Below are 18387 nucleotides of genomic sequence, written 5' to 3' on the forward strand. Positions count from 1 at the left end.
AAGTCCCTTGCTTACTGCATAAAATTACGACTGAGTCTTGCGACAAACCTGTTCAATACCCAGAGTAAGTCGGGCCAAACCCTCTTTAATATCGTGTTGGGAAATAATCAACGATGGCGCAAAACGCACGACATCAGGGCCAGCAATCAACGCGATTAGCCCGTGCTGTGCTGCCGCCTGAACAATCTCTTTCGCTTTACCGGCATAATCACTATTGAGTGCGCAGCCAATCAACAAGCCACGTCCGCGAATTTCAGCAAAAACCTTGTACCGCGCATTAATTTCTGCCAATCCATCCAAGAACCACTGATTACGATCTTTAACGCCCGCTAATAGCGCGGGTTGGTTAATCAATGACAAAACCGTTCCCGCCACTGCACAGGCTAAGGGGTTGCCGCCATAGGTGGTGCCGTGGCTACCGACATTGAGCGCGCTGGCATATTTTGTCGTGGTCAGCATCGCCGCAATCGGGAAACCACCGCCAAGCGCTTTAGCACTGGTTAGCACATCCGGCGTAACGCCATAGTGCATATAGGCATAAAGCTCTCCGGTACGGCCCATCCCGGTTTGCACTTCATCAAAAATCAGTAACGCATGATGGCGGTCACAAAGCGCTCGCAAACCATGCAGGAACTCTCTTTCAGCCGGTAACACGCCGCCTTCGCCCTGAATTGGCTCGACAATCACCGCACAGGTTTGGTCATTAATAAGCGCTTGTGCCGAGGACAAGTCGTTGAAAATACCGTGGCTGATACCACCGGGTAACGGTGCAAAATCTTGCGAATACTTAGGCTGCCCGCCGGCGGAAACCGTAAACAGCGTCCGGCCATGAAATGCATTTCTAAAGGCAACAATCTGATTCTTTTCACCCGGCAGACCCGGTTTATTGGCAAAATTATCCAATGCATACTTACGTGCCAGTTTCAGTGCGGCTTCATTAGCCTCAGCACCGGAGTTGCAGAAGAAAACCTTTTCCGCAAAAGTGGCATCAATCAATTGCTTCGCCAAACGCAATACCGGTTCATTGGTATAACCATTGCCGAGATGCCACACCTTATCTGCCTGTTCAATCAGCGTGGCTTTTACGGCCGGGTGCCCATGCCCCAAGGCATTCACCGCAATACCACCGGCAAAGTCGATATATGATTTTCCTTGCTGATCCCACAGCGTCGAGCCTTCACCACGAACGATGATGAAATCTGCCGGTGCATACGTTGGGACGATCCACTCGTCAAAAGATTGTCGGGTGACCGGAATTGGCTGTTCCATATTGACCTCTTTAATCAGCGTAAATATTAGGTTTAGAGACTTATCATCAGCACGAACCAAAAAAACCAACAAAAACCTCTTATTCTGTTAACAATAAATAATGAAATATATTCACCTGATATAAAGTGTACAGCAGCTTTCGTGCCACACCATTCCAAATGTGAATAAAATGTATAAATTTCATAAAAACAGCCACTTAAAATGAATAACTATGCACAATAATCGCATTCACACTTCTTAAAAGGCGCATTTGGTGCCTTTTACAAATTGAAAATCGAAATTATATGCATATAAAACAAACTTTCTCTTTTGCTCTGCCATATCACATTTTGGCAACACAAAAATAACAATAAATGTTTTAGCTGCCCTATAAATGAGCAGCTATTGCATCAATTGAGTGCGTTTTATCTGTGAATAAATTGGCTATGACCAAAAAAACTGATCATTTATGCAAAAGAGTGCGTGTGAAGAAACCTGAGTATCGCTAGAGGATAATGCTGGTTTGGCTGTCATTGCCAGAATCAAACCAGCATGGGATTGGTGGGGGGGAATGGTATGGCTAACGATGAGATCGGCTGTTATCCGCGCTGCCCATCAATTGGTTAATTAATTGAGCCAGAATATGAATCGCTTTTTCGCTCTGTTCAGACCACGCAAAAGAGGCATTAAGTCGAAAGCAGTGATCAAATTGATTCCCGGTGGTAAACATACGTCCTGGCGCAATACTCACGCCCTGCGCCAATGCACGTCGGTATAACTCGCTGGCATTAAAAGGGGGCTCCAGCTCCAGCCATAAAAAATAGCCCCCTGCCGGATGACTAATTTTAACGTTTTTGGGGAAGTGTTCGGCCACCGCTTGATGCAAGGTATTGAGCCGCTGTTCCATTAGCCGTCGCAAGCGGCGCAAATGGGTATCGTATCCCCCCTGACTTAAATAATCGGCAATCGCCAACTGTGTCGGCACGCTCGCTGAAACCGTACTCATTAACTGCAAATGCTGAACTCGCTGAGCATGTTCGCCAGCAGCAACCCACCCCACGCGGAACCCTGGCGCCAAACATTTAGAAAAGGAGGAACAATGCAGGATTTGCCGATGCTGATCGAGGGCTTTTGCCGGCAACAACCGCTCTGCACCGAAGTACAACTCGCCATAAACATCATCTTCAATCAGTGAAATATTATTCTGCTGTAACAGCGCCACCAACCGTTTTTTCTGCGGCCATGACATGGTGCATCCCAACGGATTCTGAAAGTGAGTCATCAGCCAGCAAGCCTTGATCGGGTATTGGCTGATCACCTGTTCCAGGGAATCCAAATCCATACCCTGTTGTGGATGAGTAGTAATGGCGATGGCTTTCAGCCGTAAGCGCTCAATTGCCTGTAATGCGCCATAAAAGGCCGGTGACTCAATGACCACCCAATCGCCGGGCTGAGTCACCGCCTGCAAACTCAAGCTGAGTGACTCCATCGCACCCGCTGTAATCACAATCTCTTCCGGCGAAACATTCATCCCGCTCGCGGCATAGCGCTGAGCAATATTGCGCCGCAGGCTTTCATTGCCCGGCGGCAGATTGGTCACCGAACTTTGTGGTGATATCTTGCGCGCAACATTGGCCAACGCGCGTGATAACCGTGGTTGTATTAACAGACTCGGATCAGGAAACGCCGAGCCAAACGGCATTATGGCCGGATCTTTACCCGCCTGAAGCACATCAAAAATAAAAGCATTAATATCCACCTGTTCATCCAGATGCAGCTTTTTCCCCCGCTGAGGTTGGGGCAATTGTGTCGGGCGTGACGCAACGTAATAGCCCGACTGGGGGCGCGCCATGATCCATCCCTGACTTTCCAGCAATTGGTAAGATTGCACCACTGTCATCAAACTTAAACCTGACTGCTTACAACTCTCCCGCAGAGAAGGCAGCTTATCACCCGCCTGCCAGACTTTAGATTGTATCTGTGCCCGAATTTGTTGAGCTAACTGTTCATATCGTGTCATAAAGAATCTGTTATAGGTAATATTGGATTAATTGTCACTATTATAGCCACTTTAACTTATGGTTAACTAACTGCCAAGTTTCCCGCAAAAAATTGCTCGAGGGTCACTCACCATCCCGAGACGATTGGCGTAATTTATTTTTTGCATTTATACATAGATGAGGCAGTACCATGTTTGCAGTGAGGTCGCTATGTTTGGCTTAACCGCTCTAGAGTTGGCCCGGATCCAATTCGCTTTTACTATTTCATTTCATATCATTTTCCCCGCCATCACTATCGGACTGGCCAGTTTTCTTGCGGTACTCGAAGGATTATGGCTGAAAACCAAAAATGAGGATTACCGTGACCTGTACCACTTCTGGTCAAAAATCTTTGCTGTCAACTTTGGTATGGGGGTGGTTTCTGGTCTGGTCATGGCCTACCAGTTTGGTACCAACTGGAGCTTCTTCTCTGAATTCGCAGGGAGCATTACCGGCCCACTCCTGACGTATGAAGTGCTAACGGCTTTCTTCCTTGAAGCCGGTTTCCTCGGCGTGATGCTTTTTGGCTGGAACCGCGTCGGGCCGGGCTTGCACTTCTTTGCTACTTGTATGGTGGCGCTGGGCACGCTGATGTCTACGTTCTGGATCCTCGCCTCCAACAGTTGGATGCAGACTCCACAAGGCTTTGAAGTCATCAATGGGCAAGTGGTACCCGTTGACTGGCTGAAAGTCATCTTTAACCCCTCATTCCCCTACCGCTTGCTGCATATGACAACCGCCGCGTTCCTGGCATCGGCATTCTTTGTCGGCGCATCTGCGGCCTGGCATCTATTGCGCAAGCGTGACACCCCAGCGATGAGAAAGATGCTATCTATGGCGATGTGGATGGCATTAATTGTCGCCCCCATTCAGGCCGTCATCGGTGATGCTCATGGCTTAAATACGCTGGAATATCAGCCGGCTAAAATTGCTGCCATTGAGGGCCACTGGGAAAATAAACCCGGTGAACCTACGCCATTGATTCTGTTTGGCTGGCCAGACATGAAACAGGAAAAAACGCACTTTGCGCTGGAAATCCCCTATTTAGGCAGCTTGATCCTGACCCACAGTTTGGAAAAACAGATCCCGGCGCTGAAATCTTTCCCACCGGAAGACCGCCCAAACTCTACCATTGTGTTTTGGTCATTCCGCATCATGGTCGGTTTAGGCATGTTGATGATTTTGGCTGGGTTCTGGAGTTTATGGTTACGCTGGCGAGGAGGGTTGTATCAATCGCGCCCATTCTTGTATTTCGTTTTGTGGATGGGGCCATCCGGTCTGATTGCTATTCTGGCCGGTTGGTTTACCACTGAGGTCGGCCGCCAGCCGTGGATTGTTTATGGTCTGCAACGTACCCGCGACGCAGTTTCCTCTCATGGTGAGATGCACATGAGCATCAGTCTGTTGGTGTTTATTGTGGTGTACGGCTCGGTATTCGGCGTGGGATATGCCTATATGATGCGCTTGATCCGCAAAGGGCCGAAGGCACATGAAGGCACACAGCAAAATAAAGGTGGCCCCGGCCAATCAAGTACGCCATCACGGCCATTGTCTGCCGTCAGTGAACCATTTGGTAAGGACAACCAACCGGTAAATAGTGATAACAACCAAGGCCACAGGAGTTAATTATGGGTATCGATCTTCCACTGATCTGGTTTGTCATTATTGTTTTCAGCACCATGATGTATGTCGTTATGGATGGTTTCGATTTGGGCATCGGCATCCTGTTTCCGCTGGTCAAAGCCAGCCGTGACCGGGATTTAATGATGAACAGCGTAGCCCCAGTGTGGGACGGCAATGAAACCTGGCTGGTTTTAGGCGGCGCGGCCTTACTGGGTGCGTTCCCGCTGGCATATGCGGTTATTTTGGATGCCCTGGCAATCCCATTAACCCTAATGCTGTTGGGCTTAATTTTCCGTGGTGTGGCATTTGAATTCCGCTTTAAAGCCAGCCCGAACAAACAACATATCTGGGACAAAGCCTTTATTGGTGGTTCTCTGGTCGCCACATTTACCCAAGGAATGGTTGTTGGTGCATTTATTAATGGATTTCCAGTAACAGGTCGTAGCTATAGTGGCGGGCCGTTTGACTGGTTTACTCCTTTCGCGCTGTTCTGCGGCCTCGGTTTGGTAACCGCCTATGCCCTACTCGGTTGTACCTGGCTCATTATGAAAACTGAAGGCCATGTACAGGAAGTGATGCATAAGCTGGCAACACCTCTCACACTCTTTATGCTACTGATTATTGCCGTTATCAGTCTGTGGACGCCGCTGGCGCATCCGCAGATTGCAGCGCGCTGGTTTACCCTACCAAACGTGTTCTGGTTCCTGCCCGTTCCTGTATTGGTATTGCTTGCCAGTGCAGCCTTACTGCGCTCAGTTCGCCGTGGTGCGCATTACGCACCTTTCTTATTAACCTTATTGTTGGTCTTCCTGGGATACAGCGGCCTTGGCATTAGCATCTGGCCCTACCTTATTCCGCCGTCTATTACCCTGTGGCAAGCTGCCGCTCCACCACAAAGTTTGGGATTCATGTTAGTCGGCGCGTTATTTATTATTCCCATTATTCTGGTTTATACCTTCTGGAGCTACTACGTGTTCCGCGGGAAAATCAATCATGACCAAGGTTACCACTGAGTTTACGTCAGCCATTCGTGTCAGGGCGGGGTGCCGACCCTGATACTTTTCTAAGAACAGTGAGTTGGAATGAATATGAGTGACACTAATATACGTGAAAATAAGGCGGTAGCATCACAGCCCTCCCCCCATGCCGCTGAACAGGTAAAAGCTCCGTGGTGGAAAAAAGTCGGCTGGTTGGTGGTCATTTGGTGCGCTAGCGTATTGGCATTATTGGCCGTCTCTATGCTGTTTCGTATGATGATGACAGCCGCAGGAATGAAGTCTCATTAGCTCTAACACTTCAGCACCAAAAACGGTAAAGTAGCGGCGTTGATTGGTCAAAGGATTCCCGCTTTATGAGACGTTACCTGATCCCATTAGTTAATCAGATTGCCATGCTGATGATACTGCTGGGTATGCTTGGGCTGGCTGGCATGACCATTTCGTCATGGATGGCACAAAGCATTCAGGGTAATGCACATGCCATCAACAAAGCAGGCTCGCTGCGAATGCAAAGTTACCGACTGCTTTCGATGGTTCCGCTTGATGAAAATGACTTGTCTTATCTGGTGGCGTTAGAGCAAGACAAAACCAGCAGTGATTTACAGCAAGCGTTGCAGCGAGAAGGGCTAAACAGCCAGTACCGGCAAATAGAGCAGTATTGGCAGACCACACTCAAACCCCAATTACAGCAGGCCAGGCACCCTGACGAGGTTGCAGCCAGTGTTGCCGACTTTGTCCACCAGCTTGATGCCCTGGTGCTCGCCATAGACCACAAAACTGAGCAACGCCTACTGCTGGTCACCCTGATTCAGTTGGTATTTATTGTACTAACACTGGGGCTTCTGCTGGTCACTATCTATTATCTGCGCCGCCGCTTACTCAGCCCGTGGCTGCAATTGATCTCAATGGCTCATGCGATTGGACGAGGTGATTTTAGTCAACGCTATAGGTTGTCCCATCAACGCGATGAGATGGGGATGTTGGGTATCGCATTAAATCGCATGTCGCAGGAATTATCATTAATTTACAGTGACTTGGAAAAGCGCGTCACTGAAAAAACCGCCGATTTACAACAGAAAAACCAAGTACTGGCTTTCCTTTATCATAGTAGCCGTCAATTACACACAAACCAGCCATTGAGCGAACGCTTGATCCCAGTGATTGAACAATTACAGGCGCTTACACCGTTGGAAAATGTGCAAATCTGTTTGTATGAAAGTCATCTATACCGCAATCAGCTCAACCACTTTACCGATGGTGAGAACCTGCCACCACAACATCGCCCGACTCAATTAACTGTCGAAGGCCCTTACGTTCCATTAAACCGTGGCATGTCATGGGAGTCCCTGAGCTGGAGCTTGAGTGATAAGCTCGGTCAATATGGTTTGCTCCTGGCAAAACTTCCCACGGATAAGCCACTCAATTCGGATCAACAACAACTGGTTAATATGCTGGTTGAGCAGCTGACCAGCACGCTGGCGCTGGAAAGTCAGGCACGGCACCAACAGCAACTCCTGCTAATGGAAGAGCGATCGGCCATTGCGCGGGAATTGCATGATTCTATCGCTCAATCCTTATCTTGCCTGAAAATACAAATTAGCTGCCTACAGATGCAGACTCCGGATTTACCGGAAGCAAGTAAGCTACTGATGCAGCAAATGCGGGATGAATTAAACGTTGCCTACCGCCAGTTACGTGAATTACTCACCACTTTCCGCCTAAAACTTAATGAGGCAACACTTCAAGCCGCGCTACAAAAATTGGTGAATGAATTCAGTGAGCGGGCCGCGCTAAAAATTGAACTCAGTTTTAGCCTTCCCTCCGATGGGGTACCAGACCATCAAGCTATCCACATGGTCAATATTGCCCGTGAAGCGCTGAATAATATCTACAAACATGCACATGCCAGCGAAGCGCGGGTCGAAGTGACCCGCATCCAAGGCGATGTGGTGATGTCGATTCGCGATAATGGCTGCGGGATTGGTCAGGCCAGCGAGCGGCCTAATCATTACGGTTTGATAATTATGCAGGATCGCGCCAACAGTTTGCATGGGCACTGTGATATTCGTCAGCGAGAAAATGGGGGTACTGAAGTCCGGGTGCAATTTACCCCAGATAACGATGACCTCGACTGATTACCTGTGGAAAATGGTAAAACAAGCCATTTATCACGTTCTGCTTCATAAGACATATTCACCAGACGGTAAATTTAGCTGGAATCATTCAGCATACGTGCGGCGATAATCAATAATTCGTTACTCATGCCCTCTTCTCATTCACGGATATATCGGCTGACGCTGGTCTGCAAGAGGAATAATGTTAAGCCGCTGGGAATATATCAGACAGAAAATAGAAATTAAAATATATATTTCAATCAGATAACTAAAACCCATACATTATTGGTTCTAACCGATTGATGCGTTACAACTGAAATTAGCGATATTTAAATACTTCTTAATAGAGCACTTTGCCGTTAGACGCACATTTTAAGCGGTGATAAGATCGCTCACATTAATTTATTGGCATAAACTTTATCTCCCGCATATTCATGTCAGAGAAGAAGTTGATCTTGCCGTTTGCCGTCTCTTCAGGAGTGATTCATGCCATTGGCAATTATCGCACTTACCATTGCTACTTTTGGTATTGGTACCAGCGAATTTGTGATTATGGGGTTGTTACCGGAAGTCGCCAGTGACCTGAGTGTCAGCATTCCCAAAACCGGCATGTTGGTTTCAGTTTACGCGATGGGCGTGGTTATCGGTGCCCCTCTTTTAGCGATTGCCACGGCCCGCATCCCACGAAAATCCACACTGCTGGGTTTAATCGTGTTGTTTATTCTCGGCAATATCCTGTGTGCACTGGCTGAAACCTATAATCTGTTAATGATGGCACGCATTATTGCGGCCCTGTGTCATGGCACCTTCTTCGGCCTGGCATCGGTGGTCGCAACTGACCTGGTGCAACCCAATCGCCGGGCTCGAGCCATCGCTCTGGTCTTTATGGGGGTGACACTGGCTAATGTACTCGGTGTTCCGCTAGGTACCGCTATCGGGCAGGCTTTCGGTTGGCGTGCCGCTTTCTGGGGCGTTAGTGCGATTGGGATTGTGGCAATTATTGCCGTGGTTGCCTGGCTGCCGAATAATATTCCAATGAAGCGAATTAGCCCGAAATTAGAATTTAAAACCCTGATGCAAAAGAAAGTACAAACGGCTCTGCTGCTATCTGTGTTAACCAATACCAGTCTGTTTACTGTATTTACCTATATTGCCCCCTTACTGCGCGATGTGACGCAGGTTTCTGAACATGGGGTGACTGTGGTTTTATTAATTCTCGGTGTCGGCTTGTCAATCGGCAGTGTACTGGGTGGCCGCTTGGGTGATAAAAACTTGGTCGGCTCAATGACTCGCCTGATAGCCATTTTGATAGGTATTCTACTGGCATTGCATTACACCATTGGTTTTTACTTACCGGCAGTGCTGACCTTGTTTATCTGGAGTATTGTGGCTTTTGCCCTTTGCCCAATGTTACAACTGTTAGTCGTCGATCAGGCCCGAAATGCCCCCAATCTGGCCTCCACCTTTAACCAAAGTGCGTTTAATTTAGGCAATGCATTAGGTGCCTGGCTTGGTGGTTCATTACTGGCATTTGGCGTGCGATTAGAACAGCTACCGCTTGCCGCGATGGTGGTCATGGCGATAGCGTTAGTCACCATGCTACGTTTAAGTATGCATTTCAGGCGAACCGCAGTAGTGCAATCTATCAGTTAACCCGTTGACACATTTTGCCCTGCACACCTGCGGGGCAACGATACCCTGCCGTTTCCTTCACACTTATCTTATGCAAATAATTATCATTAACATTAGTTGGTGGTATAGTTTAGCGCTCTATAAGCCATGCCTATGCTGGCTAACGGCCAAGAAATAGAACACCAATAAGATAAGAAGGATAAACTGTGACTTTGGAATCCACCGCAGCAAAACCCCTACACCGCCCAACGCCCCCGCGTCTGGTTCAGGTAAAAAGGATCGAAGACACCTCACCACATTTGCGCCGCATCACATTTCATAGCCCGACATTGCATGATTACCCGGCAGATTGTGCCGGCGCTCATCTGAAGATTTTCTTACCCTTAGCCCATCAGACACAACCTGAGTTACCGGCACCTGGCGAAAAAGGCCCAATCTGGCCCGCGGCTGATATTCGCCCAATTGTGCGCACCTATAGCGTTCGAGCCGCCCGCCCGCAACAGTTAGAAATAGATATTGAGTTTGTAATGCATGAAAGCCGTGGCCCGGCGGTAGATTTTGCCCGTCATGCTAAAGCAGGAGATTGGATAGGGATAACGAACCCCGGTGGGCCGGATACCCTGTTGCCCTGTGCCGCCTATAGCTATCTGGTAGGAGATCCCTCTTCACTCCCAGCCATTGCCGCCCTGCTGGAAACACTGCCTACTGACGCGCAGGGTCATACCATCATTCGTGTGGATAGCCCGCAGGATGTGCTAGACCTGATAAAACCTGTCGGTATGGCATTAAGCTGGGTGATTGGCGGAACCGAGAAGACAATCGATGTGGTTAACCAATTCTGTACTCTGGATTTGCCAATGGATAAGGCCGCTTTCTGGTTGGCAGGCGAAGACAAAATGGTGGTGCAACTGCGCCGCTATCTGCGTCGTGAAAAAGGCTGTCAGCGCCAGCAACTCTATGCGATACCCTATTGGCGTGAGGGGATGACAGAAGAAATTTATCATCAGAAACGCCATGAAGTTATGGACAACATTGACAGCTAGAATGTATTAATACCTATAAAATCAATGGGCATAATCTTGTGATGCCCATGTTATTCGCCTTCCCCCCGCCTGCATCGCAGTTAAAAGCTTGTAAATTTCCTGCGACAATTCCCTGTTATTTGTTAGTCTTATAGCTATATTGCCTGCAATATGGCGCTTAATTATCATTAAATGGGTCTAATGCCTGTTTAATACAGTAAAGTTATTAGGAGCATTCTCAAAATGAAGTCGCAACATGATCCTGGCCGATCTAAATCTCGCCATCACGAATACTCCCTTATCCTGCCTATTATTGCGCTGGTTATTCTTAATATCTGGGGTGATACCAGCAATTTTGCTGCCGTCATCGTTATTAACCTGATTGCCCTGGTCGGTATCCTGAGCAGTGCTTTCAGTGTGGTACGTCATGCTGACGTTTTAGCACACCGTTTGGGTGAGCCTTATGGTTCCTTGATCCTCAGCTTGTCAGTGGTGGTACTGGAGGTCAGTTTGATCTCGGCAATGATGGCGACAGGCGATGCTGCCCCCGCGTTGATGCGCGATACGCTCTATTCCATCATTATGATTGTTATCGGCGGCCTGGTCGGGGTTTCGCTGTTGCTGGGTGGGCGCAAATTTGCCACCCAACACGTTAATCTGGTGGGGATCAAACAGTACCTGATGGCTATCTTCCCATTGGTTATCATTGTCTTGGTCTTACCGAGCACCCTGCCGGGCGGTAACTTCAGCGTCGCACAATCGTTGGTGGTTGCCGCCATTTCCGCTGCCATGTACGGCGTGTTCCTGCTAATTCAAACTAAAACGCACCAAAGCCTGTTTGTCTACGAACATGAAGATGAAGGTGATGACCCAAGCGATCCGCATCACGGTAAACCCTCGTCGCACAGCAGTGCGTGGCATACTTTCTGGCTGTTGATACATCTGGTGGCCGTTATTGCCGTCACCAAATTTGATGCCAACCCACTGGAAGCGCTACTGACTGAACTCAATGCGCCCGCTAAATTCACCGGCTTCCTGATTGCCTTGCTCATCTTGTCACCGGAAGGCTTGGGCGCATTAAAAGCGGTCTTGGCTAATCAGGTACAGCGCGCAATGAACCTGTTCTTTGGCTCAGTGCTGGCAACAATCTCCCTGACGGTTCCTGCGGTTACATTAATAGCGGTATTGACCGGGCAGGAGCTTAATTTTGGCCTCGAAGCACCGCATATAGTGGTCATGGTCAGCGTGTTGATTCTGTCGCAAATCTCCTTCTCTACCGGCAGAACCAACGTGCTCAACGGCACCGCTCATCTGGCACTGTTTGCCGCGTATATGATGACGATTATGTTGTAGCGACGATTAATGAATAGCAAAGGGCAAGCGTTTATCGCGCTTGCCCTTTTTTATGGGGTCATCCATTCATAACCTTGAGTTATGAATAGGCGTTTAGGGTTCGCTGGCACAGCTCAGAGCGCACACAGTCCTGTTTATCGAAGCGAATAATGCCGATCATTTCATCCTCGGCAAAACGCTCCAATGCATCGCTAAGACCTGATTTCACCCCACGCGGCAGATCGCATTGGGTAATATCGCCATTAACAATGACCGTAACATTCTCACCCAGGCGGGTCAGAAACATTTTCATTTGGCTGGCGGTGACGTTTTGTGCCTCATCGAGGATCACCACCGCATTCTCAAAGGTACGCCCGCGCATGTAAGCGAAAGGCGCGATTTCCACTTTACCGATTTCCGGTCGCAGACAATATTGCATGAACGAGGAACCGAGCCGGCGCAGCAAAATGTCGTACACCGGGCGGAAGTAAGGCGCGAATTTTTCAGAGATATCACCGGGTAGGAACCCCAGATCCTCATCTGCCTGTAGCACCGGTCGCGTCACAATAATCCGTTCAACCTCTTTGTGAATGAGTGCTTCTGCTGCCTTGGCAGCGCTGATAAAGGTTTTACCACACCCCGCTTCACCGGTGGCGAAGATGAGCAGCTTACTGTCTATGGCTGATAAGTAATGACTTTGAGCTTCGGTACGTGCCTGAATAACGGAGGTATCGCGGCTATCCCGCGCCATACCTATTGATTCAACACCGCCCATTTGCACTAACGATGTCACGTTTTCTTCCTCACGCTGACGATGACTACGTGAATCACGTCTAATCACGCGTTTCGCTTCACGACGAGCTTTGATCACTGCTTTCTGTCTTCCCATAGTGGCACCTTACAGTTTGATTCAACTATCGCAGCAGGAAAGCCCGCGCGATTATATCCGCCATACTTCAAGCTACATATGTTGGCTGCTCTTTAATTACTGACTGCCGCCTTGCTGCACTCGAATTATTTTGGGTATATGTTTCACATACGGATGAGGTTCTGGCTTCCTTTGCAGCCAATACTAGCGATAAAAATGCGAATAATGTCAGCATCCAACCTGATGGTCGGATGAAAACAATATCGCAACGGGAGTGATTGCATGACACAGATACGGGGAATAACGACAAGACTGAAAATAATAGAGTAGAAGTCAATAAAGAGGGTAATACTGGAATTTGAGAGTCGGCGTTGAAGCCCTCGTAACAACGAGTCGATTGAGTAAAACCTTTGTTTTGTCTTAACAGCCCAATCATGGACTCTACCATTAGCGATCCCCGCAGTGATAAACATCAGCCTAAGCTATGCACCGTGTGAAAAATACCGCCGTATGATTACAGTATAATGACACTCTTAAGTTTCGCGAGATGAAAATGTAAAAAAATATAATTTCTTTATGTGCTCACTTTTAACTCTAATTGTTTTATAGATCGTGCTATAGCTAAGCTAATTATTTCGCCTTTACACCTTTTTATCTATTATTAGCTTTATTTAGAAAAATTAGACTGAATAATTTATCTATAAAACAGCAATATAGGATCAATGCATTTAAATCAGCACACCATTAGCGACAAACTCTTAAATCTTGTAATCGTACTTTTTGCCGGCCCTGGTTATCAAAGTTTTCTGCGGCTAACCAATCATTAAATGCTTGCTTAATTAATGGCCAGTCTCTGTCAGTTATCGAGTACCAATTGGTGTCTCTATTGCGCCCTTTCGTCACGATTGCCTGACGAAATTGCCCTTCGTACTGAAAACCAAAACGGGATGCCGCAGAGTTAGACGGTTCATTTAACGAATCACATTTCCACTCGCAGCGCCGATAGCCTAATTCATCAAAAACATAATGTAATAGCAGATATATGGCTTCTGTTCCTGCCGAATGACGTTTTAACCGTGGCGACCAATTAACAGAACCAATCTCAATTACGCCGTTTTTTTCATCAATACGCTGCAACCCTACAGTGCCCAATGCATCACCCGATAGCGAATCAACCACGGTGTAATGGAAAGCATCATTGGCATTAATTAACTTTTGCAGATAATGGTAAAAGTCATCTTCATTCTCAGGACGCTCACAATAAAAATAGGTCCAGTCCCGCGCATCATTAATAAGATGGTAAGCCTGAAAGAGTGATTTTGCATGTTTATCGGCATGAACCGGTGTCAGATAGCAAAAATGGCCGGATGGGATTTCTTGCTTAGGTGTTTGCGCTGACGGCCAATCAACTAATTCCGCACCGATAGTTTGTCCGAACTGATTTTGTCTCACTGTGTGCTCCCGTTAAACCCCGTTGTCAAAAGAATATCAATGAATTACCAGACGTAATAGCTGCGCACGCGGTAATTGCGGCTAAAGCATAGCAATATATAAGCAGAGTGGATAAATAAAGTGGAGTTTTGCGGTATTTGCTATTGGAGATAGTATCTAAAGAAACGGAAATAACGTCTGAATACCCAATATCAGCCCACGATGGGGTGTTATCAGGTATTCAGCGATGATTGCCCATCACCCTCTGCGTAAATTGATAACCGGAGCGACTTGCGGCAAGTGCAGCCCTTCCTTCACCTCCAGCAGATTCCCATGTTCATCGTTATACAATGTGAGACACGAACCGGTTTGCAATTGGGTAATCATCTCACTCGTCATTTCCATACTATTAGCCAGCTCATCGTCATCCAGATGAGGTCGGTGCCCGCGGCGCTCAACTTGAAAACGCACCTGATTATATTTTGCCCAGACAATCAGCACGACAGCATTAAATGCCGCAATCGCCGCATACAAGGCGAGAGTGGTCAGGCTGGCGAGGATATACATTCTGAATGGAATCGGCCCCATGTTCGGCGCCCTGCCGACCATATCGAAAAAGCCCTTTACAAACAGGAAGATAAAACCGAACCAAGCTAAAGCGGTAATAATAATGTCGATCCAGCGTGGGATGAACCGCTGCTCGGTATGAATCAGAGGTGTACTCATGGTTTTACCCTCCCGATCCCGCGATCCGGGCTAACCCAGCGCGCACGCTGACGTTTGGTGTTCAGCATGACTTTTGGGAACGACACTACGGTGGTAAACAAGCTCAGCATCCAGTAAACCATCGGATACCAGATAATCCAAAACAGTGAGTTACCCAATTTTGGCTCATAGCGCCGTTCAATCACCAAACTGATAGCAAACTGCAACAGACAGGTCAGCGCTAATACCATCCCGGTAAACGCCGGGGGGAAGACACTTTGTACATGAATACCCGGCGGGAGAGTAATAACCATGCCCAACAGGAACAGGATAATACTGAACAGGTAAGTAAACGCCCAAGTAATTGACAGTGAATACTCAAGGAACAGCAGCCACATGCGGCGATTACGCCAACGCCACAGCTTAAACATGTTTTTCAGGAAAACCTCAGCTCCGCCCTGCGCCCAACGCAGCCGTTGTTTCCATAAACCTCTTAATGTTTCTGGCATCAAAATCCAGCATAACCCACGCGGTTCAAAGAACACCGACCAGTGCCTGATTTGGAGTTTCCAACTGATATCAATATCTTCAGTTATCATATCCGGGCTCCAATAGCCCACATCGGCCAACGCCCGGCGGCGAAAAGCAGCCACCACACCCGATACCGTAAATACCTGACCATAAACGCGCTGAGTTCGTTTAATCAGGCCAATGATCGAGGAGAATTCCCCCACCTGAACACGGCCAATCAACGTGGATCGCGTGCGAATACGTGGGTTACCGGTTACGGCTCCAGTGCGCGGGTTGGCAATCAGTGGGGCAACCAGATAGGGCACGGCTTTGCTGTCAAGCAAAGCATCACCATCGATACAGACCAGATACTCGCTGCGCGCCGCTGCGGCCCCCATACGCAAAGCAATGGCTTTGCCCTGATTATGTGCCAGATGAATAACACGCAAGCGTGGATCTTCCGTCAACATAGCATCCAGCACTTGTGCTGTATTGTCGCTGGAGCCATCGTTAATCGCGATCACTTCAATATTGGTATAGGTCTGAGCCAGTGCAGCATGGATGGTTTCTCGCGCATTCAGCCCCTCGTTAAAGCAAGGGATTAAAATAGACACCAATGGATTGCCTTTCAGCTCCGGAGCTGGCACATCATCGCCCCACGGCCAGCGTCTTTCCCGACGTAACCAGAAGTAGAGACCTCCGGTTATCCAGATCCCAGACATAAAGAGTGGATAGAAGAAAACAAAATTCAGCAGCACATCACCGGTAAAGAGCAGGATTAAACCCACGGGGATACTCAGTACCAAGCAGAGAATGAGTAACGCAATTATTCTATCGATCATATAAAGGATACCAGGCAGAAGATAGCACAGGACGGACATCTTTTAGCGGCGGTTCGCCAGTGATAAAGTTATCCGGATAGTAACCAAAATTTTGTGCGCCATTTAATTGCAACTGGCGCATCCATCCCGCCAGTATCGGGCCACTGATGGCATTGCTGCCCTCTGGCTTGGTCCAGTCCTTCGATTGCAGTTCAAATACCGTTTTATTCAGTGCACCTGGACGCTGCGCAACTTTGTTAACCAATTGCGCTAGCCACTCATTAGAATCTGATAATGGCACTTTCTCCATTAACGGCATTGCCATTGGGGCAACCCAATCATAGTTAGCCAGAAAATCATCAAAGTTCTGCGCAAACCAAGCTTCGCTTTCCGGCTCTAAGATAGGCATTGCAAATATATTACGGGCAGACTTCACTTGTGGGCCACGGACATCACGAACCTGACGCGTTAATTCATTGGTGAAATCAACCAAATATTTACTTTTATAGCGCGTCCAGCGGGCCATTGTTTCCGGGTCTTGACGTATTGTGACGATTGAACCAGGGAAACCTGCTTTTTCATACGCACGAATCGCATCCGGCGACGCATCTTCAAAATCAGACATCACCGCATCGTCGTGATAAAGGACGCCTTCAATTGGCGCGCTATAGGCCATATCGCGATAAATATCGATAATGCGCTGCCTGACTTCAGGGTTAAATGGCGACAGGCGGCGATATTGGTCCGGATCGATACTTGTTTTACCGGTTTTCGGATCAATACGTTCAATCCGTGGCAAAGAAGGGTCCATCTCAAATGCCAGCACGGGCATCCAGGCATACACATTAACATCTGGCCGTGAGGCTAATTGCCATGCAACGCGGTTAAACAGATTTTCACGCATCGGAATCCAGCGGTTCGGGAAGTAAACCTGCCGAATATTGCCATCCCCTTTAGGATCAGAAAACGCTTGCAGAAACACTGTAGTGACACGTAAATCAGAAATACGTTGCACCAGTTTGTCAAGGTTCTCCTTTTCCTGCACCGGGTCCGGATCGTAGAGATAATCCAGATCAACATGCGCAACCCGCATGATGCCTTTTTCCTGAACCGAGGTGATCAACTGGGTAAAGTCTTTTAACGACGGGTTATTGCTGATAAGAATACGCGGTATATTCATCAGGTCATTAACGTTACCAATGCCCGGCTCCAGCGTCATCGCCATTTGATAACCGTGTTGGCGTAAAATAGTTAATACTGTTCCGCTCGGCGCACCGTATGGCCAAACCCAAACCCGCGGTTGTTTCCCTGTAGCTTGGGTAAGACGCTGGGTTATCAACGTCACATCTTTTTCCATCCGTTGCTTGAAAGCCGCTTCCGTTTCGTACTTCTTCGTTTTAGGGTCATAGATCAGATTGGCCGCAGCGGGTTCGGTATTCCCCTGTGGGTTAGCAAGCACACCATAGTGTGATGCGTAGGTATGTGCTCCGATTTCGATCAGTTTTGATTTGGACATTTCACTGATCTGTTTCCAGCTAAGGAAACGGGCGCGATCGGTGCTTAACCCACCGAAATCTACTTTCTTATTCACTGGCGTATCAATCCACACCCCAACCGGGGCCAGAACCGCACTAAACTTATTAGCTTCTAACAACGGGTATACACGGTTATAAAAACTGCTATAACCATCGTCGAAGGTAAGTAATACGGCTTTATTCGGTAACGGTGTGCCACCGTTATGTGCGGCTAAAATCTGATCAACGGAAACGATGTTATAGCGATTATCCTTCAGCCAGGCTAACTGTTCACTTAACGCGCTGCTTCTTACCGACAGATAACGTTGGTCTGCGGAATCATCTTCAACATCATGGTAAGCAATAACTAAAAAGGTATTCTTTTGCCACGGCCGTTCACTGAATGGCAATGCACGTTCAGCAGGAGGAACAAATACCGGTTTCTCGGCATAACAGACAGAGACCATTGCCGTTATCATTCCAACGACAAGTATCCGGATAAAAAAGAGTATCTTCGCCATAGCGACTTC

The 18387-nt window shown here is 48.0% G+C and carries 14 protein-coding genes; 7 read left to right on the top strand and 7 right to left on the bottom strand.

From position 1 onward, the window contains the following. Window positions 1–24: 24 nt before the first annotated feature. Together AT01_RS03200 and AT01_RS03205 are read right to left on the bottom strand one after the other, a co-directional pair. A complete protein-coding gene (locus AT01_RS03200) occupies window positions 25–1269 on the bottom strand; it encodes an aspartate aminotransferase family protein (protein ID WP_042548470.1) in 1245 nt (414 codons plus the stop codon). A gap of 559 nt (window positions 1270–1828) precedes the next feature. Next, window positions 1829–3268 carry an aminotransferase-like domain-containing protein gene (locus AT01_RS03205; protein ID WP_042546059.1) on the bottom strand — a complete coding sequence of 480 codons (1440 nt, stop codon included), beginning with the start codon at window positions 3266–3268 and terminating at the stop codon, window positions 1829–1831. A gap of 190 nt (window positions 3269–3458) precedes the next feature. Between AT01_RS03205 and AT01_RS03210 the strand changes: the two genes are divergently transcribed. The 7 genes from AT01_RS03210 (at window position 3459) to chaA (ending at window position 12029) form a co-directional block, all read left to right on the top strand. Then, window positions 3459–4913, top strand: a complete 1455-nt coding sequence (locus AT01_RS03210; protein ID WP_042546060.1) for a cytochrome ubiquinol oxidase subunit I — start codon at window positions 3459–3461, stop codon at window positions 4911–4913. A 2-nt stretch (window positions 4914–4915) separates the two neighbouring features. Then, the gene (gene cydB / locus AT01_RS03215; RefSeq protein WP_042546061.1) at window positions 4916–5923 is read left to right on the top strand and encodes a cytochrome d ubiquinol oxidase subunit II; all 1008 of its coding nucleotides are present in this window, start codon (window positions 4916–4918) and stop codon (window positions 5921–5923) included. A 75-nt stretch (window positions 5924–5998) separates the two neighbouring features. Then, a complete protein-coding gene (locus AT01_RS03220) occupies window positions 5999–6196 on the top strand; it encodes a DUF2474 domain-containing protein (RefSeq protein WP_004698870.1) in 198 nt (65 codons plus the stop codon). 65 nt (window positions 6197–6261) lie between these two features. Then, the gene (gene narX / locus AT01_RS03225) at window positions 6262–8043 is read left to right on the top strand and encodes a nitrate/nitrite two-component system sensor histidine kinase NarX (RefSeq protein WP_042546062.1); all 1782 of its coding nucleotides are present in this window, start codon (window positions 6262–6264) and stop codon (window positions 8041–8043) included. A gap of 465 nt (window positions 8044–8508) precedes the next feature. Continuing rightward, window positions 8509–9675: an MFS transporter gene (locus tag AT01_RS03230; protein WP_004698865.1), complete on the top strand. Its 1167-nt coding sequence runs from the start codon at window positions 8509–8511 to the stop codon at window positions 9673–9675. A gap of 185 nt (window positions 9676–9860) precedes the next feature. After that, complete coding sequence (locus AT01_RS03235; RefSeq protein WP_042546063.1) at window positions 9861–10697, top strand: siderophore-interacting protein; 837 nt, start codon at window positions 9861–9863, stop codon at window positions 10695–10697. Window positions 10698–10919: 222 nt separating this feature from the next. Beyond that, window positions 10920–12029 (top strand): sodium-potassium/proton antiporter ChaA, encoded by a 1110-nt coding sequence (gene chaA / locus AT01_RS03240; protein ID WP_042546064.1) that lies wholly within the window; start codon window positions 10920–10922, stop codon window positions 12027–12029. A gap of 79 nt (window positions 12030–12108) precedes the next feature. Here chaA and phoH read toward each other — a convergent pair whose 3' ends face one another. The 5 genes from phoH to pgaB form a co-directional block, all read right to left on the bottom strand. Next, window positions 12109–12897, bottom strand: a complete 789-nt coding sequence (phoH, locus tag AT01_RS03245) for a phosphate starvation-inducible protein PhoH (RefSeq protein WP_042546065.1) — start codon at window positions 12895–12897, stop codon at window positions 12109–12111. Between the two features lie 723 nt (window positions 12898–13620). Next, window positions 13621–14328 (bottom strand): GNAT family N-acetyltransferase, encoded by a 708-nt coding sequence (locus AT01_RS03250; protein WP_042546066.1) that lies wholly within the window; start codon window positions 14326–14328, stop codon window positions 13621–13623. 237 nt (window positions 14329–14565) lie between these two features. After that, on the bottom strand, window positions 14566–15033 hold the full coding sequence (gene pgaD, locus AT01_RS03255) for a poly-beta-1,6-N-acetyl-D-glucosamine biosynthesis protein PgaD (RefSeq protein ID WP_042546067.1): 468 nt from the start codon (window positions 15031–15033) through the stop codon (window positions 14566–14568). Next, window positions 15030–16364 (bottom strand): poly-beta-1,6-N-acetyl-D-glucosamine synthase, encoded by a 1335-nt coding sequence (pgaC, locus tag AT01_RS03260; protein WP_042546068.1) that lies wholly within the window; start codon window positions 16362–16364, stop codon window positions 15030–15032. The genes pgaD and pgaC overlap by 4 nt, the downstream gene beginning before the upstream one ends. Then, window positions 16354–18378, bottom strand: coding sequence for a poly-beta-1,6-N-acetyl-D-glucosamine N-deacetylase PgaB (gene pgaB / locus AT01_RS03265; RefSeq protein ID WP_042546069.1), 2025 nt, complete (start codon window positions 18376–18378; stop codon window positions 16354–16356). The genes pgaC and pgaB overlap by 11 nt, the downstream gene beginning before the upstream one ends. Window positions 18379–18387: the final 9 nt, after the last annotated feature.

The sequence above is a fragment of the Yersinia aldovae 670-83 genome (assembly GCF_000834395.1).
Lineage (GTDB): Bacteria > Pseudomonadota > Gammaproteobacteria > Enterobacterales > Enterobacteriaceae > Yersinia > Yersinia aldovae.

What these genes read in the sequence shown, in the direction of transcription:
- cydB (WP_042546061.1), top strand. Translation starts at nt 4,916, where the DNA reads ATGGGTATCGATCTTCCACTGATCTGGTTTGTCATTATTGTTTTCAGC.
- pgaC (WP_042546068.1), bottom strand. Translation starts at nt 16,364, where the DNA reads ATGATCGATAGAATAATTGCGTTACTCATTCTCTGCTTGGTACTGAGT.
- AT01_RS03200 (WP_042548470.1), bottom strand. Translation starts at nt 1,269, where the DNA reads ATGGAACAGCCAATTCCGGTCACCCGACAATCTTTTGACGAGTGGATC.
- pgaD (WP_042546067.1), bottom strand. Translation starts at nt 15,033, where the DNA reads ATGAGTACACCTCTGATTCATACCGAGCAGCGGTTCATCCCACGCTGG.
- pgaB (WP_042546069.1), bottom strand. Translation starts at nt 18,378, where the DNA reads ATGGCGAAGATACTCTTTTTTATCCGGATACTTGTCGTTGGAATGATA.
- AT01_RS03220 (WP_004698870.1), top strand. Translation starts at nt 5,999, where the DNA reads ATGAGTGACACTAATATACGTGAAAATAAGGCGGTAGCATCACAGCCC.
- AT01_RS03210 (WP_042546060.1), top strand. Translation starts at nt 3,459, where the DNA reads ATGTTTGGCTTAACCGCTCTAGAGTTGGCCCGGATCCAATTCGCTTTT.
- phoH (WP_042546065.1), bottom strand. Translation starts at nt 12,897, where the DNA reads ATGGGAAGACAGAAAGCAGTGATCAAAGCTCGTCGTGAAGCGAAACGC.
- AT01_RS03205 (WP_042546059.1), bottom strand. Translation starts at nt 3,268, where the DNA reads ATGACACGATATGAACAGTTAGCTCAACAAATTCGGGCACAGATACAA.
- narX (WP_042546062.1), top strand. Translation starts at nt 6,262, where the DNA reads ATGAGACGTTACCTGATCCCATTAGTTAATCAGATTGCCATGCTGATG.
- AT01_RS03230 (WP_004698865.1), top strand. Translation starts at nt 8,509, where the DNA reads ATGCCATTGGCAATTATCGCACTTACCATTGCTACTTTTGGTATTGGT.
- chaA (WP_042546064.1), top strand. Translation starts at nt 10,920, where the DNA reads ATGAAGTCGCAACATGATCCTGGCCGATCTAAATCTCGCCATCACGAA.